This is a genomic window from Pseudoalteromonas sp. SR41-7 (assembly GCF_014163935.1).
GTDB lineage: Bacteria > Pseudomonadota > Gammaproteobacteria > Enterobacterales > Alteromonadaceae > Pseudoalteromonas > Pseudoalteromonas distincta.
Window position 1 is genome coordinate 178,537 of the sequence record NZ_JACJEF010000002.1, and the last position, 15,180, is coordinate 193,716.

Consider the following 15,180-nt stretch of genomic DNA (forward strand, 5'->3'; position numbering starts at 1 on the left):
CCAAGATAACTGATTAATTGATAATCAATATACAGTTTATGGTGTGCTTAGATATTGAGCTGTGAGGGTCATATTTGAGTACATTAATTTATTTCGGCTAAGAGTTAAAAAGCGCTTGGCAAAAGGGCCAATTAATATAAAATGGGGTAAATATTGAATTGCTCTCAAAGCAGGTACTTTTTATTCATTTTAATTACAAAATAGGCTTGCTAGTTATTTCGCGTTAGCGTAAACTTCGCGCCCTATCGAAGAATATTTTAGTTGCGCCGATTTGAGGGTGCACAGACGGAGTTAATTATGTACGCGGTTTTCCAAAGTGGTGGTAAACAGCATCGTGTGACTGAAGGTCAAACGATTCGTCTTGAAAAATTAGACGTTGAAACTGGTGCGGCAGTAGAATTTGATTCAGTACTTTTAGTTGCTGATGGTGAGAAAATCGAGATCGGTGTACCGTTCGTAAACGGTGGCAAGATAACAGCTGAGGTTGTTTCACATGGTCGCGGTGAGAAGATTAAGGTTGTTAAATTTAGACGCCGTAAGCATTCTCGTAAGCAAATGGGCCATCGTCAATGGTTCACTGAAGTTAAAATCACTAGCATTAGCGCTTAATTAGAGGTACTTAGAAATGGCACATAAAAAAGCAGCTGGTAGTACTCGTAACGGTCGCGATTCAGAAAGCAAACGCCTAGGTGTTAAGCGTTTTGGTGGCGAATCAGTTCTAGCGGGTAGCATCATTGTTCGTCAGCGTGGAACTCGTTTCCACCCTGGTACTAACGTAGGTATCGGTAAAGACCACACTATCTTCGCAAAAGCAGATGGTAAAGTTCAGTTTGAACAAAAAGGTCCTTTAAACCGTAAATACGTAACTATCGTAACTGAGTAATCAGTAAGGTAGTTAAAAACCCCGCCTTTGCGGGGTTTTTTGTTTTGTAGTCAGCCAATATATACCCAAGCCTGCATTTGTGCTGGCTTGGGTATATAATAGAGTTATTAAACAAGCCAATCCCTAAAGTGAGTAATCATGAAGTTTGTAGATGAAGTAGAAATTCGCGCAGAAGCTGGAGACGGTGGCAGCGGCATCGTGTCTTTCCGTCGTGAAAAATATGTTCCAGATGGTGGACCAGACGGCGGTGACGGTGGAGACGGTGGTAGTGTTTATCTACAAGCTGATGAAAACTTAAATACCTTAATTGATTATCAGTTTGAGCGCTTCCATAGAGCTGAACGTGGTACTAACGGTCGTAGCCGTAACTGTACAGGCCGAAAAGCTGATGACTTGTTTGTTATGGTGCCTGTAGGCACGCGCATCATGGATGTTGATACCCAAGAGGGACTTGGCGACTTAACTCAACATGGTCAACGAATTTTGGTTGCAAAAGGTGGTTTCCACGGCTTGGGGAATGCGCGTTTTAAATCAAGTACTAACCGAGCACCTCGTCAAAAAACATTAGGCACACCAGGTGAAGTACGTAACTTAAAATTAGAGTTACTATTATTAGCTGATGTTGGCTTACTTGGACTACCAAATGCCGGTAAATCTACGTTTATCCGCAGTGTATCTGCAGCAAGACCAAAAGTAGCTGATTACCCATTCACGACGCTTATTCCTAATTTAGGTGTGGTACGTCCTGAAGCAAATAAATCATTTGTTATAGCCGATATTCCGGGTCTAATTGAAGGTGCATCTGATGGCGCAGGCCTAGGTATTCGCTTTTTGAAACATTTAGAGCGTTGTCGTGTGTTATTACACATTATTGATGTAATGCCGGTAGATGGTTCAAACCCTGTTGATAATGCGTTTTCGATTATTAACGAGCTGCACCAATACAGCCCTAAATTAGCTGAGAAGCCACGCTGGTTAGTATTTAATAAAATAGATTTATTACCAGAGGATGAAGCAAAAGCGTTATGCGAATCGATTGCAGAAGAGCTGGGCGAAACTGAAAATATCTATCACATTTCAGCAATTAATAAACTTAACACTCAACCATTAATCCACAACATAATGACACTACTTGATAGCATGCCTAAAGAGAAATTTGTACAAGTGGAAGATGAAGAAGTTGAATTTAAGTGGGATACCTATCATGAAAAAGCCACTAAAGGTAAGGGTAATGATGATGATTGGGATGACTGGGATGAAGATGATTACGACGTAGAAGTTGTCTACGAGCGTTAATTAAATAGAATTTACTAAAAAGGAGCTTATGCTCCTTTTTCTTTGTTTAAGAATAAAGTACTAGGTGTTTATTATGATAATTTCAATGATTGCAGCAATGGCAAATAACCGTGTAATTGGTCTAGATAATAAAATGCCATGGCATTTACCTGCAGATCTTCAGCATTTTAAAAAGGTCACTACGGGTAAGCCTGTGATCATGGGTCGTAAAACTTTTGAGTCTATAGGCCGTCCATTACCTGGGCGCCGTAATATTATTATTACTCGAAACAGCGAATATACTGCACAGGGTATTGAAGTAGTAACTACGCCAGATGCCGCATTGGAACTCGTTACTACTGCTGAAGAAGTAATGATTATTGGTGGTGGTAATATCTATGAGCAATTTTTACCAAAAGCAGAACGCCTGTATCTAACTTTTATTGATTTAGATGTTAAAGGCGATACACAGTTTCCAGATTACAATAAAGTTGCTAATTGGTACGTGAAAGAAGAGCAAGAAAACCATCCGGATGACAAGAATTTATCTAGTTATAAATTCGTAACTTTATATAAAGAACGTTAACATTATTGCGTAAATTTTGATAGATTGATATAATATTCGATAGTCTATATAAGAACAAAGTATTATAAAGGGTTTGTCATGTTTAAATTACCAAAGCTAGTTGCACTTACTGCCGTTGTAGCTGTTAGTTCGTTTTCGTATACAGCACCTGTAAATGCTGAAGATCAATTAGCAGTATCTATTTGTGAATATATTGCGGCAGACGATAAAAACCGATTACGCAGCAAGCTTAAAAGCTCTCGTGTAAAAATTCGTAATATTTATGATGCAGTACAATGTAATGGTAATAACTTATTACGTCATGCTGTTGCTAGTAATGCAGTAGATACTGGTGAGTATATAGTTAAAAACTTATCAAAAAGTGCGTTAACAGATGGTGCTGATATTGCTTGGGCTGAAGGGAATTTTGCCAGCTCACCGCTTATTGCAGTAATTAAAGAGCGTGCAGGTCTTTAATTATAAAAAGGTTTTGTAACGCGACCTTTAGTTAGAAATTTATTGGTCTGGGTTTGTTATTTATAGCAAACCCAGGCTTTTTTCGTTTAGCTAATGTAATCTCACCCCACAACAAAATCATTAATAAACTTCATAACTTACCTGCTCATTTTAAATAACCAAAAATGTAGAGTCTCTGTTTAATAAACAGCTTCAAATTTACTTCTTCAAAAGAGGTAACTTTATTCAGCTGGTATCTATTTTGTATCTGCTAGTTTGTACCAATACGCAATAATACTTAATTATTTTGCGGGGCTAAACGTGTCGCACCTGTGTTAAAAAATTCTCATTTAGAACAACTAAGTAGCGAATTTTTTGCCTAGCTATCAACACGTTTTTCCATCCTAAAAATAGATCACTTAATTAAGCGAATTGATATTATTTACAAACTTAATCACTAAGGACAGATATGAAAGCTGTAATTCCAGTAGCTGGCTTAGGGACGAGAATGCTCCCTATGACAAAAGCTATCCCAAAAGAAATGCTCCCAATAGTCGATAAGCCTCTAATTCAATATATTGTCAGCGAATGTGTGTCCGCTGGTATTAAAGATATTGTGTTAGTTACGCATAGCTCTAAAAATGCAATCGAAAACCACTTTGATACAAGTTATGAACTAGAAGCGACTCTTGAGAAGCGTGTTAAACGAGCTTTATTAGATGAAATTCGCTCTATTTGTCCAAATGATGTAACTATTATGAGTGTACGCCAAGGTGAAGCTAAAGGGCTAGGGCATGCTATTTTATGCGCTAAACCAATAGTTGGTGATAACAACTTTGTTGTGCTCCTGCCTGATGTGATACTTGATGCCTATACTGCGGATCAAGAAACTGAAAACTTAGCGGCCATGATTAAACGCTTTAAAGAAACTCAAGCAAGCCAAATAATGCTTGAGCCAGTAGCTAAAGAAGACGTTAGTAAATATGGTATTGCGGATATTAATGGGGTTGATCTAATGCCAGGCAAAAGTGCTGCAATAAAAGCAATGGTTGAAAAACCTGATGCAGATTTAGCGCCTTCTAACCTAGCTGTTGTAGGGCGATATGTACTGAGTAAGAACATTTGGCCTCTACTTGCAAAAACGTCTGTAGGTGCTGGCGGTGAAATACAACTTACAGATTCTATTGACGCATTAATGGCACAAGAAACCGTTGAAGCATTTCATATGAGTGGTCGCTCTCACGATTGTGGAGATAAGTTAGGCTACTTAAAAGCAATTGTTGAGTACAGTCTGCGAGATGAAAAGCTAGGTAATGATTTTTCAAGTTTTATAAATGATTTGAATTTACCTTAATACAGCGCGTATTCTTCGTTCTATGGTAGGCTGTTTTGAGCTACTAAGTTAGCCGTACTTTTTATACATAGTAGTAGGCTACGTAGTACGATTGTTACTTATTCTGTATTAATCTTTTCAAGGAATTACCATGATTGAGCAAGGCCAAGAATTACCAGCAGTGACGTTAACGCAATTAACTGACGACGGTATGCAATCTCTTACAAATAAAGAATTGTTTGAAGGTAAAAAAGTCGTGTTATTTGCAGTTCCTGGTGCGTTTACACCAACGTGTTCAAATGCCCATTTACCTGAATTTATTACCCTTGCTGATAAAATTAAAGCAAAAGGTGTTGATGCTATTTACTGTGTATCAGTTAATGATGCATTTGTTATGAAAGCATGGGGTGACTCACAAAACGCGCAAGAAATTACAATGCTTGGGGATGGCGATGGAAGTTTCACTAAATCGTTAGGGCTTGATAAAGATACTGCTAGTTTTGGTGGTATACGTTCAACGCGTTACGCTATGATTATTGAAAATGCGCTAGTAACAGGTTTATTTGTAGAACAAGACAAAGAGTTTGTTGTAAGCCGCGCAGAATCAGTACTAGAGAAGCTATAACAGTAATAAAGTGTAGATTTTAGTTTTAACTAATCTGCTAGTTATTATTGAAAAACCGATGTTGGCAGCAACATCGGTTTTTTTATTAAAGGCTCAAACTTTAAATTACGGTTGGTATTGCCCGCTAAGCGTTAAACCAGAGAAAGTGCTATAAGCGTTAACGCTTAAGTGCCAAGTACCTGCTTGTGGATTAGTAAATGTACATGTTTCTGCATTGCCATTTTTATAAGGGCGGCAATCGTATGAGCTTGCTGTTGGTTGGCTACCGTATTTTACAAATAAATCAGCATCGCCACTGCCACCCGATGTTGTTACTGTAAACGTAGTCATTCCAGCTGGTACATCTAACGTGTAATGTTTCCACTGCCCAGTATTGGCTGACACATCGCTTATAGTGCCGCCACCTGCTTGTGGAGTACCTGAACCGCCACCCGATGATGAACCACCAGTAATATTACCTACTAAGCTAACAGCTGAATACGCAGAGTAGCCGTTAAGCATTACGTGGTAAGTTCCCGCAGTAGGGTTATCAATAGAACACTCTTCGCTATTACCGCCTTTATATGGACGACAATCATAGGTAGTAGTTGTAGGTTTACTGCCTGCACGTACGTATAAATCAGCATCGCCAGTACCACCACTCATAGTGAATGTTACGTTAGTTGCACCGCTTGGTACTGTCATCGTGTAAAATGCTTGTGCATTTGCAGCCCCACTTAAACCTGTTTTAGCTTCACCATTAATAAGCTCGCTATCGCCACCGGTAGGTGGAGTAGTGCCGCCACTTGCTGCTGCAACAGCTGCGGCAGCATCAACAATACCCGTACCACAGCTAGTACATGTTGCAGGGAACGAACGGGTAGTTGATTTTAAAATACTTTCTATTTCGTCAGGCGTTGCATCTGGCTTTGCTTGCTTAATAAGTGCCGCAACACCTGCTACGTGGGGCGCAGCCATTGATGTACCTTGTGAAAAGCCATAGCTGTCGCTTGAAGGTGTAGACGAACCTGAATTGTAAGTTGATAGAACGCCTTCATAGTCGTTTGCAAAGCTTTGTGCGCCACCTGGTGCTGCAACATCAATATTGCTACCGTAGTTTGAGTAATAAGCTCTGCCGCCATTACGGCCCACTGAGGCTACGTTTACTACACCGTTACAGTTACCTGGGTTGTAGTTTGCTGAGTTATCGTTATCGTTACCTGCAGCAATAACTACCACAGTGCCGTTACTACGTGCTGTGTTAATTGCATTTTGAGTTGTAGAGCTACATGAACCGCTCCCACCTAAACTCATATTAATTACATCAGCAGGGTTTGAGTTAGCAGGAATACCTGAAACACTTCCACCAGATGCCCAAATAATACCGTCTGCAATATCAGAGGTTAAACCACCACACTTACCTAGTACACGAACAGGCACTACTTTTGCGTTATAAGCTACGCCTGCAACACCTTCACCGTTATTGGTTACCGCAGCAACTGTGCCGGCTACGTGCGTGCCATGCCAGCTAGAGTTTTGTGCACCGTTAGTACCACATTCATTCGCAGCAACTGCATCACCAGGATCACGTGCATCGCTATCGCGACCACCACCGTCATTAGCTACCGAAAGGTTAGAGATCATATCGTAACCCGGTAAAATATTAGCGTTTAAATCAGCATGAGGGCGGTAGCCCGTATCTAGTACAGCTACAACTACACCGCTACCCGTTGCGGTATCCCATGCGGTCGGTAAGTTTAAACCACCGGCTTGCTCGTAGTAGTGCCATTGGTCATCAAAACGTGGATCGTTAGGAGTTGAAAACGGCTTTAGCATTTGATCCACTTCAATGTATTCAACATTGCCAGAATCAACCATTTCTTGCATAAACTCTTGGGCCTCAGCCGCACTTAATTTTTTATCAGCACGCATTACGTGATGATTATTAAGTGCCATTGCACGAACGTATTTTGCTTTTACTTTGCCTTTTTTAGAAGCGAAGTTTTTAACAAAGCTTTGTGCGCGCTTTTTCATGCTAGCTGGGCTTGCGTCTGCAGTTGAGAGGCTCGCCATTTCGTTATTATTTTTATATTTAATAATGAACTGAGTTTCGAAACCGCCTTGGCTTTGTAGTTTAGCCGATGTTTCAGCCATTGAACTTGAAACTGATTGAGCCATGCCAGATGTTGCAGCAAAAAGCGTACTAACTGTAATTGCAATTGCGCATCTTTTAAAAGTTTTACTTGTTGTCATAATTATCCCTAGATTTTTATTTATTATTTCGTGATGTAGGATCACGATGCGGGAACAAAAGTAAACGATCTGTTAACTAGGTTAAAATATCAATTTATTATGTACCTCTTTCATTTAGTTATAACTCAGGTTTTTAGCGGTTTACTCGTTGTTTAGTATTTGTCATATAAATTAAAAATAAGTATAAAGGGTTGGTTTATTGTGCGGGTAATTATTCCCGACTTATTACTGATGCGTTTTTGTTGTGTTATTGCTAATAATTTAAATGCTACGTTGTTAGCTATCAAACTTTGCTATAATCGGAAAAATTTTTTAGTAGGGTAAAATAATGAGTCAAGTAGATGTAATTGTAATAGGTGCGGGAGCTGCAGGATTAATGTGTGCAGCGCAAGCTGGATACCGTGGCCGAAGCGTTACAGTACTTGATATGGGGAAAAAACCAGGTCGTAAAATTTTAATAAGTGGTGGTGGGCGTTGTAATTTTACAAATGAAAACGCAACCCCTGATAACTACTTATGCGCAAATGCTCATTTTGTTAAATCATGTTTAAGTCGCTATACACAGCATGACTTTATTGAGCTGGTAGACAGACATGGCTTGGCGTATCACCATAAAACACTAGGTCAGCTTTTTTGCGATAACAATGCACAAGACATTGTTGATATTTTACTGACCGAATGTGAGTGGGCCGGGGTAAATATAAAGCTACGCAACGAAGTGATCAGCGTATCAAAAACCGAAATCGGCTATAGCGTTACCACAGAGCAAGAAACATTAAGCTGTGAGTCGTTAGTCATTGCATCAGGTGGCTTAACCATGCCAAAACTAGGTGCAACACCAATAGGTTATAAAATTGCAGAGCAGTTTGGATTAAGTGTATTACCAACTATGGCTGCACTTGTACCGTTTACTTTGCATCAGCATGATAAAGAGCGTTTTGAAGGGCTCTCGGGAATTAGTATCCCTTGTGAAGTTTCAAGCGAAGACGGCACCGTATTTAAAGAAAACATCCTCTTTACTCACCGAGGGTTATCGGGCCCAGCAATATTGCAAATAAGCTCATTTTGGCGAGCAGGGCAGGCTGTAACTATAAACTTATTACCTGAAATTGATTTAAGGCAGCAACTTGCTGATTGGCGAGAAACGCAAGCCCAAAAGTCCTTAAAAAATAGCCTTGCAACTATTTTACCTAAACGCTTTATAGAAATACTGCACGAAAGCAAAGCGATACCAGATTGTAATATTAATCAGCTTACCCATGCTCAAATAGATGAGCTGGTAAATTATATTCATGCGTGGCAAATTAAACCCAATGGCACAGAAGGTTATAGAACAGCAGAAGTAACATTGGGCGGTGTAGATACCGACGAGTTGAGCTCAAAAACCTTTGAAGCTAAAAAAGCTAAAGGCCTATACTTTATAGGCGAAGTAACTGACGTAACAGGGTGGCTTGGAGGCTACAACTTCCAATATGCGTGGAGCTGTGGATTTGCTTGTGGGCAGCACGCTTAAGTTTAGGCTATAAACCCATTTAAGTAAGTTGATTGAGCGATAACGGTTGAATCGTTATCGCTAACACATACTTTATTGCGTCCATTATTTTTAGCCTTATATAGCGCTGTATCAGCCCGCTCCAGTAGTTTTAGCACTGTATCGTCTTTTTGTATCGTTGCTAATCCAATACTTATAGTAAATGCTACATTTGTAACTGTGTTTTCGGCAATATACTTTCTCAGGTCATCGGCTTTTTTAGCGCTATCATTTAAAGAGGTGTTGGATAAAATAATAGTGAATTCTTCTCCACCCCATCGCGCAATAAGTGCGTCATTTCCATACGGCTTTTTAATATTTTTGCAAATTCAGTTAGCACGTTATCACCAACCAAATGCCCGTAGGTATCGTTTATATTTTTGAAGTGATCTATATCGCAAATAAGTAAGCAATGTGGGGTTTTAAAAACGTCATTTTTAGCAATTAACTGTGATAATTCAAAATCAAATTTTTGCCTGTTATAAAGCCCAGTTAACTTATCGGTTTCTGCTAAGTGTTGAATTTCTAGGTTACGGATAGATAGTCGGGTGTATGCCGAAAACCGTGTTTTTTCGTAAAATCTAAAAATCAAAATATGAGCAAGGCCTACTTCAATAAGATTAAATAAAGAGCCTAAGCCAATTGTTACGGTTTGCTGTTGTTGTAAGTACACAAGATACGCACAAATAGCAAAAGCGACAGCACTAAATATACTCCCCCAATTTCTGCCAACTAAAAAAAATGTGAATGGCGGAATAAGCGTGGCCCAAAATAAAGAGTGGGCATGGCCACCAACTGAAATCACAAACATTAAAATTAAACTAACAATCATCAATGTAACGGCCCAAGAGGCTACATTTACATTAGCTGTTTTATTAAACCAAATACAAATACCGAGCGATATAAAAAGGCCAAAAGCATCAATAAGCGCTATTTCGTAGCTTGCAAAATAAAAGAGATTGAGCAGGGTTAAAACTAAAAAGTAACATGTAGTTATTAGCAAGGAGTGGGCTATTAAGCGAGTGCGCCAAAAGTCCTTGTGATCTTTAGGGTACTGTGGAAACTCTTTGTACCAAAAACTTAGCATAATGAGCGACTCTTTAACCTCTGAATTTAGTGATTATTACTTATATTAGGCTTTTATTATAGTTTTTTACTTTGATTAAAACGCTTATATACGGTGGTGTTTATAAAAGTTTAAAGATCATTACAGCATTTTTCAAAGGTATGAAGGACTAGGTAGTGACTGATTACTTAAATGTAATATGCCTCGCCTTGATTTAATTGACGCAGAGCTCGCCGTTATCGCTTACGTAGAGCTCTGAATAAATGCTATATCTATTCCTCTATAAATGCTTCGCCTTGTGTCATCCACTTAGCAGCAGGTTTGCCTTTTAAGTAATGATCAAAGTACTGCATCATACGTACTGAAAAATCGACCTGATTAGGAAACTTTTTCAAGTGGTGTGGTTCACCTTCGTATTGTAAAAAGGTTGCATCTTTACCTGCGCGACGAAGCGCTAAGTAGTACTGCACGCCTTCGTGCCAAGGCACTGCATCGTCTTTATCGCCAAACATAATTAAAATAGGGGTATTTACTTTATCTGCAAAAAACACCGGTGAGTTTTCTATGTACAGATCTGGTGCTTCAAATAAGTTTTTACCTATACGGCTTTGCCCTGTTTCGTATTGAAACTGACGAGCAAGACCTGATTTCAAACGTATGCCACTGTAAGCACTGGTCATGTTTGATACTGGCGCGCCAGATACAACCGCTTTAAACATATCTGTTTGGGTTATCATAAACGCACTTTGATAGCCTGCCCAAGAGTGACCTTGTAAGCCTATTTTATCTGGGTCGGCTATGCCTAAATCTATTAATTTTTGGGTGGCGTTGATCATGGTTTGCGTTGACGATTTACCCGGGTGACCTATTTCAAAACGAATGTCAGGTAAAAATACCGCATAACCGTTTGAGGTAAACATAGGGAAATTAGGGCGATGGTTTAATTCCATTTTAGGAAAATCAAACATGCGTTGACTCATGTAACGATAAAAATACACAACCACAGGTACTTTATCGCCTTTTTTATATCCCGCTGGTTTTATTAATACACCTTGTAAATCTTCACCGTCAAAGCCTTTATAGCTTATTAGTTCTGGCTTTTCGCTCCAGGCAAAATTACTAATTTGTGGGTTTAGCGTGGTCACTTGTTTTGGTGAACTAAAGCTAAAATCTGTTTGGTAGTAATCAGGAAATTGGCTATAAGTTTGCGAGGTAAATAAGTACTTGTCAGCCTTTTTGGCTTTTTTAACCATATCAAAGCGTTTATTACCGCTAAGCACCTTAGTTAGTGTGTTAGTGGTTAAGTCGAGCTTTGCAACTTCACTTTGTTTAGTTTGTAAGTTAATAGCAGAGACAAGTAATGTATCGCCTTTTTTAAAGCCCACTTGGGTTTTATCAAGCTTAATAGCACGGTACTGCGTATTGCTTTGCTTACCATTAGTTAGGCGTTTAGCTTGCTTAGTTTTTACATCAAACGCCCAAATATCGTATTTACTATAAGCAAGCACTTGGCTGCTATCGGTCATCCAACCTGCAAAACCATAACCAGGTTGAGTAGATGGGTAATCGTGTTTATCATCAGCAAAGGTTGCCTGAATCGCTTTTGTAAGCGGTGTTACTTTATTATTTTTTAAATCTTTTAACTGTATTTGGCTATCGCTAAAATAAGCTGCAAACTCACCATTAGGGGCAAGGCTCGGTCTAAACGGGTAGTTACTTATAATTGGAGTTTGTTTACCGGTATTTATATTTACTGCAAAGTAATCAGCAAAAAAACCGCCGTACATAATTTTTTTTAGGTAGGGGATGTTAGATGAGCCAAGTAAAGACACATCTCGCTGAGGGTTTAGTGCAACCTCGGGCATGTTTGGTGTACTAAGTTGCGCAACTTTTTGCGAGTTAACGTGATACACCGCACTGTAATGGCGATTTTTATTAACTTCGTTCCATTGCTGCTCTTCACGTGGTTTTATTTGCGCATCGTTGTTGTGCCATACATTAAGACCTTTACGCTCACGTATGGTATCAAAGTCGTACAGTGAGGCTTCGTCGGTATATTCTTTAGTTTTTACTTTAGCTGCTAATTTAGGATGGTTTTCAAAATATAAGCGCTCGCCATTTTCTGACCATTCAAGGGTGGCTGTTTTCCCTAACGTCCATGCTTTATTAGGTGAATCTATAGTTGAGAGCTTCTCGTTTTTATATAGCTGTAAAGTGTAGCTTCGGCGGCGCGTGTCATCATTTACATAGTTACCCAATGTAAACGCTGCAATATTGTCAGTGGGGTGCCACGCTATTTTATTTGCGATTACGCCCGGTTCATCAATTAATACGCTGCTATTAAAGTCACTGAGCTCAATTAACGCTATTTGGTTGTTATTACCATCGCTGTAACTTTGACTCACTAATAGCTGGCTGTTAGCTGAGTTAATAGCGTAGCTAAATACGTTTTCTATTGTATGAGTGCGTTTATCAGACAAATTTACGATAACAAGCGCATAGCTCTTATCTTTTTTATCGGGCGTGATAGCGTTGTCTTCTTCGTTTTTAGTGCTATCGGTTTTATCTTCTACTTTTGCGTCATCGTCTTTTTTATTTAAACGATAAGCAAGCCACATACCGTCATCAGATAACGTGTAATCTTTTACATTAGCAAAGCTTTGTTGGGCACCTGATTGTGTGTTTACGAGTACCAGATTGTTTTTAAGTGTGTCTTTTTTTTTGGTTGTTTCTTTTTCAAGTAAGGTAGGTACTTGTGTAAAGGCGACCCAGTTAGCGGCTTTATTAATATGAGGCTTAGTGCCGCGTTCTACTTCTGCGATGAGTGTATTGCTTTGTAGTGAGTAAACTTGACCAGTTGCATTTCCACGATACGGCGTTGCACTAAAAGTGAGTACTTGACCATTGTCAGATAGTTGTGTGCTTTTAGCTGATTTAAAACTAAATACGTCTTTAAATTGTAGCGATTCTTTGGCGTGTATGCCGGTGCTAGTTAAGCTGGCAACGAGTGCCGTGCTTAATAAGGTGAGTTTTGTTTTCATTATTGATTCTCGAATTATGACATTGTTTCATTGTAACGAGTTTGGTTCATAATTCGAGCGGATCAGATAAATGGCAGCTACATACGACAAAACGACCCGCAGGTCGTTTTTTAGTATTCAGTTTATTAATTTAGCAAACATTACAGCCAAATTTTTTGTAGCTCAAGCCATTGTTTTTCAAATTGAACACTAGGTTTTGCTTTAAAGTCGCTACGTACAAACTGATTCATTTTGCCTTCAACGTAGGCAAGTAAAAAGTTTGCAAGTGTAAGCTCATCACTTTGAAAGTTTTTACCTTCACGTAATTTGCGCTCACGAAGCACTTGTTTAAACTGAGTTTCTAGTTTTTCAAACAAGGTTTGTACACGTTCGCGTAAACGTTCTTGCTCACCTTGCAGAGCATCGCCCGTTAAAATACGAGTAATACCTGGGTTTTTTTCAGCAAAGGTTAGAAGTAATAATAGAATGTTATAAATGCGCGTTTGGCTTTCTTTTTCGTTTTCAATAATAATATTTATACGAGATAAAAGGGTATCTTCAATAAACTCAATTAAGCCCTCAAACATACGCGCCTTGCTCGGAAAGTGACGGTATAGCGCGGCTTCAGACACACCCACCTCAGCAGCTAGTTTTGCTGTAGTGATGCGTTGGCCTAAATTGGTTTCTAACATTTGTGCGAGTGCTTGCAGTATTTGCTCTTTGCGATTACTTCTTTTTGTCGCAGGCATGAACATTCCTTTTTATTAGTTATTCTTAGTGGCGCAGTTAAGAACCCTAGTCATTTTTTGTTCAAATGAATGGCGTATGTTAATGTTTTATTCAGTTTGTTTCCAGCCTTTTTATAGATGTTTAGCCAGCTGTTCGATCACCTTGCGAGCTATTTCTATTTTACTTGTTGTTGGTAATTCTAGTTGTTCATTATGCCAGTACAGTGTTAAAGCATTATGATCGGAATTAAACCCTAAGCCACTTTTTGATACGTCATTAGCGCAAATCATATCTAGATTTTTATTCTTTAGTTTACCTTTCGCATAGCTTTCTACATTTTGAGTTTCGGCGGCAAATCCAACCGTATAGGGGCGGTTTTGTGTAAGGTTGGCAATAGCTGCAATTACGTCAGGGTTTTTAGTTAAAGTAAGAGTGAGTTCGTCGCCTTGCTTTTTCATTTTTTGAGTCGCAATTTCTGCCGCTCGATAATCTGCTACAGCGGCGCAGCCAATAAATGCATCTGACTGTGGTGCATAAATTAATGATTCATTTAGTAACTGCTCAGCGCTTTCAATATTTATTAAATTTACGCCAAGAGGCGCTTTAATCGTAACAGGACCCGAAATTAAATTAACCGTAGCACCGAGTTGCAAAGCGGCCTCTGCCAGTGCATACCCCATTTTTCCTGAACTGTGATTTGATATAAAACGTACCGGATCGAGAGGCTCACGCGTTGGGCCTGCTGTTATTGTAATTGTTTTTCCTGCAAGTAATTGCGGTTGCTCTTTTGCTGTACATAGCGCAACTAGGTCATGTGGCTCTAGCATACGTCCAGCGCCTACATCGCCACATGCTTGCTCACCTTTACCTGGGCCCCAAATAAGTACGTTGCGTGCTTTTAATGTGGCCAAATTGGCTTGTGTAGCTGCGTGTCCATACATTTGCTGGTTCATGGCAGGTGCAACTGCGACTTTTGCAGGCGTTGCTAGCAGTAACGTTGTTAGTAGGTCGTCAGCAATGCCGGCTGCCATTTTTGCAATAATATTGCAGGTCGCTGGGGCGACTAAAATTAAGTCAGCCCATTTTGCAAATTCAATATGTCCCATTGAAGCTTCAGCAGAAGGGTCAAGTAACGAGTCTGAGACAGTTTCGCCACTAATGGCTTGCATAGTTAAAGGGGTAATAAAGTGCTTAGCTGATTCAGTCATAACTACTTTTACTTCACAACCAGCGTCTTTTAATCGCCTAACGAGCTCTGCACATTTATAAGCTGCAATGCCGCCGGTAATACCTAGTACAATTTTTTTGTTTGTTAAGTTAGTCATGGTTGTTCATCAGTCTTATTAAATATTGCGCTTAAAATAACAAATCTTTACCCGTACAGCGAAGTTTTTTAATTCGAAATAACAGGCTAAATTTTAAATTTGCATTACATTTATAAGACACTTTCGTCTCTCAAGGATGA

12 protein-coding genes and 1 pseudogene are annotated in these 15,180 nt (G+C 39.3%); 8 read left to right on the plus strand and 5 right to left on the minus strand.

All coding sequences use genetic code 11. The annotated features are described in order from the left end of the window. The first annotated feature begins 297 nt into the window (after positions 1 to 297). The 7 genes from rplU to H5092_RS03555 all read left to right on the plus strand — a co-directional run bounded on the left by rplU (position 298) and on the right by H5092_RS03555 (position 5,137). The gene (gene rplU, locus H5092_RS03525; protein ID WP_002957748.1) at positions 298 to 609 is read left to right on the plus strand and encodes a 50S ribosomal protein L21; all 312 of its coding nucleotides are present in this window, start codon (positions 298 to 300) and stop codon (positions 607 to 609) included. A 16-nt stretch (positions 610 to 625) separates the two neighbouring features. Beyond that, a complete protein-coding gene (gene rpmA, locus H5092_RS03530) occupies positions 626 to 883 on the plus strand; it encodes a 50S ribosomal protein L27 (protein ID WP_002957747.1) in 258 nt (85 codons plus the stop codon). Positions 884 to 1,021: 138 nt separating this feature from the next. Next, positions 1,022 to 2,179, plus strand: coding sequence for an Obg family GTPase CgtA (gene cgtA / locus H5092_RS03535; protein ID WP_002957746.1), 1,158 nt, complete (start codon positions 1,022 to 1,024; stop codon positions 2,177 to 2,179). Positions 2,180 to 2,252: 73 nt separating this feature from the next. After that, positions 2,253 to 2,744, plus strand: coding sequence for a type 3 dihydrofolate reductase (gene folA / locus H5092_RS03540; protein ID WP_002957745.1), 492 nt, complete (start codon positions 2,253 to 2,255; stop codon positions 2,742 to 2,744). Positions 2,745 to 2,822: 78 nt separating this feature from the next. Next, positions 2,823 to 3,200: a DUF3718 domain-containing protein gene (locus H5092_RS03545; protein WP_024594810.1), complete on the plus strand. Its 378-nt coding sequence runs from the start codon at positions 2,823 to 2,825 to the stop codon at positions 3,198 to 3,200. A gap of 448 nt (positions 3,201 to 3,648) precedes the next feature. Then, complete coding sequence (gene galU / locus H5092_RS03550) at positions 3,649 to 4,533, plus strand: UTP--glucose-1-phosphate uridylyltransferase GalU (protein ID WP_165744542.1); 885 nt, start codon at positions 3,649 to 3,651, stop codon at positions 4,531 to 4,533. 130 nt (positions 4,534 to 4,663) lie between these two features. Next, complete coding sequence (locus H5092_RS03555; RefSeq protein ID WP_024594812.1) at positions 4,664 to 5,137, plus strand: peroxiredoxin; 474 nt, start codon at positions 4,664 to 4,666, stop codon at positions 5,135 to 5,137. Between the two features lie 105 nt (positions 5,138 to 5,242). Here H5092_RS03555 and H5092_RS03560 read toward each other — a convergent pair whose 3' ends face one another. After that, positions 5,243 to 7,369, minus strand: coding sequence for a S8 family peptidase (locus H5092_RS03560; RefSeq protein ID WP_182732908.1), 2,127 nt, complete (start codon positions 7,367 to 7,369; stop codon positions 5,243 to 5,245). 328 nt (positions 7,370 to 7,697) lie between these two features. Between H5092_RS03560 and H5092_RS03565 the strand changes: the two genes are divergently transcribed. After that, complete coding sequence (locus H5092_RS03565; RefSeq protein ID WP_182732909.1) at positions 7,698 to 8,882, plus strand: NAD(P)/FAD-dependent oxidoreductase; 1,185 nt, start codon at positions 7,698 to 7,700, stop codon at positions 8,880 to 8,882. Between the two features lie 2 nt (positions 8,883 to 8,884). Here H5092_RS03565 and H5092_RS03570 read toward each other — a convergent pair. The 4 genes and pseudogenes from H5092_RS03570 to coaBC form a co-directional block, all read right to left on the minus strand. Next, positions 8,885 to 9,987, minus strand: a pseudogene (locus H5092_RS03570) (GGDEF domain-containing protein). Positions 9,988 to 10,238: 251 nt separating this feature from the next. Continuing rightward, positions 10,239 to 13,007 carry a prolyl oligopeptidase family serine peptidase gene (locus H5092_RS03575; RefSeq protein ID WP_182732910.1) on the minus strand — a complete coding sequence of 923 codons (2,769 nt, stop codon included), beginning with the start codon at positions 13,005 to 13,007 and terminating at the stop codon, positions 10,239 to 10,241. Between the two features lie 140 nt (positions 13,008 to 13,147). Further along, complete coding sequence (gene slmA, locus H5092_RS03580) at positions 13,148 to 13,735, minus strand: nucleoid occlusion factor SlmA (RefSeq protein WP_004335558.1); 588 nt, start codon at positions 13,733 to 13,735, stop codon at positions 13,148 to 13,150. A gap of 111 nt (positions 13,736 to 13,846) precedes the next feature. After that, positions 13,847 to 15,040: a bifunctional phosphopantothenoylcysteine decarboxylase/phosphopantothenate--cysteine ligase CoaBC gene (gene coaBC / locus H5092_RS03585; RefSeq protein WP_182732911.1), complete on the minus strand. Its 1,194-nt coding sequence runs from the start codon at positions 15,038 to 15,040 to the stop codon at positions 13,847 to 13,849. Positions 15,041 to 15,180: the final 140 nt, after the last annotated feature.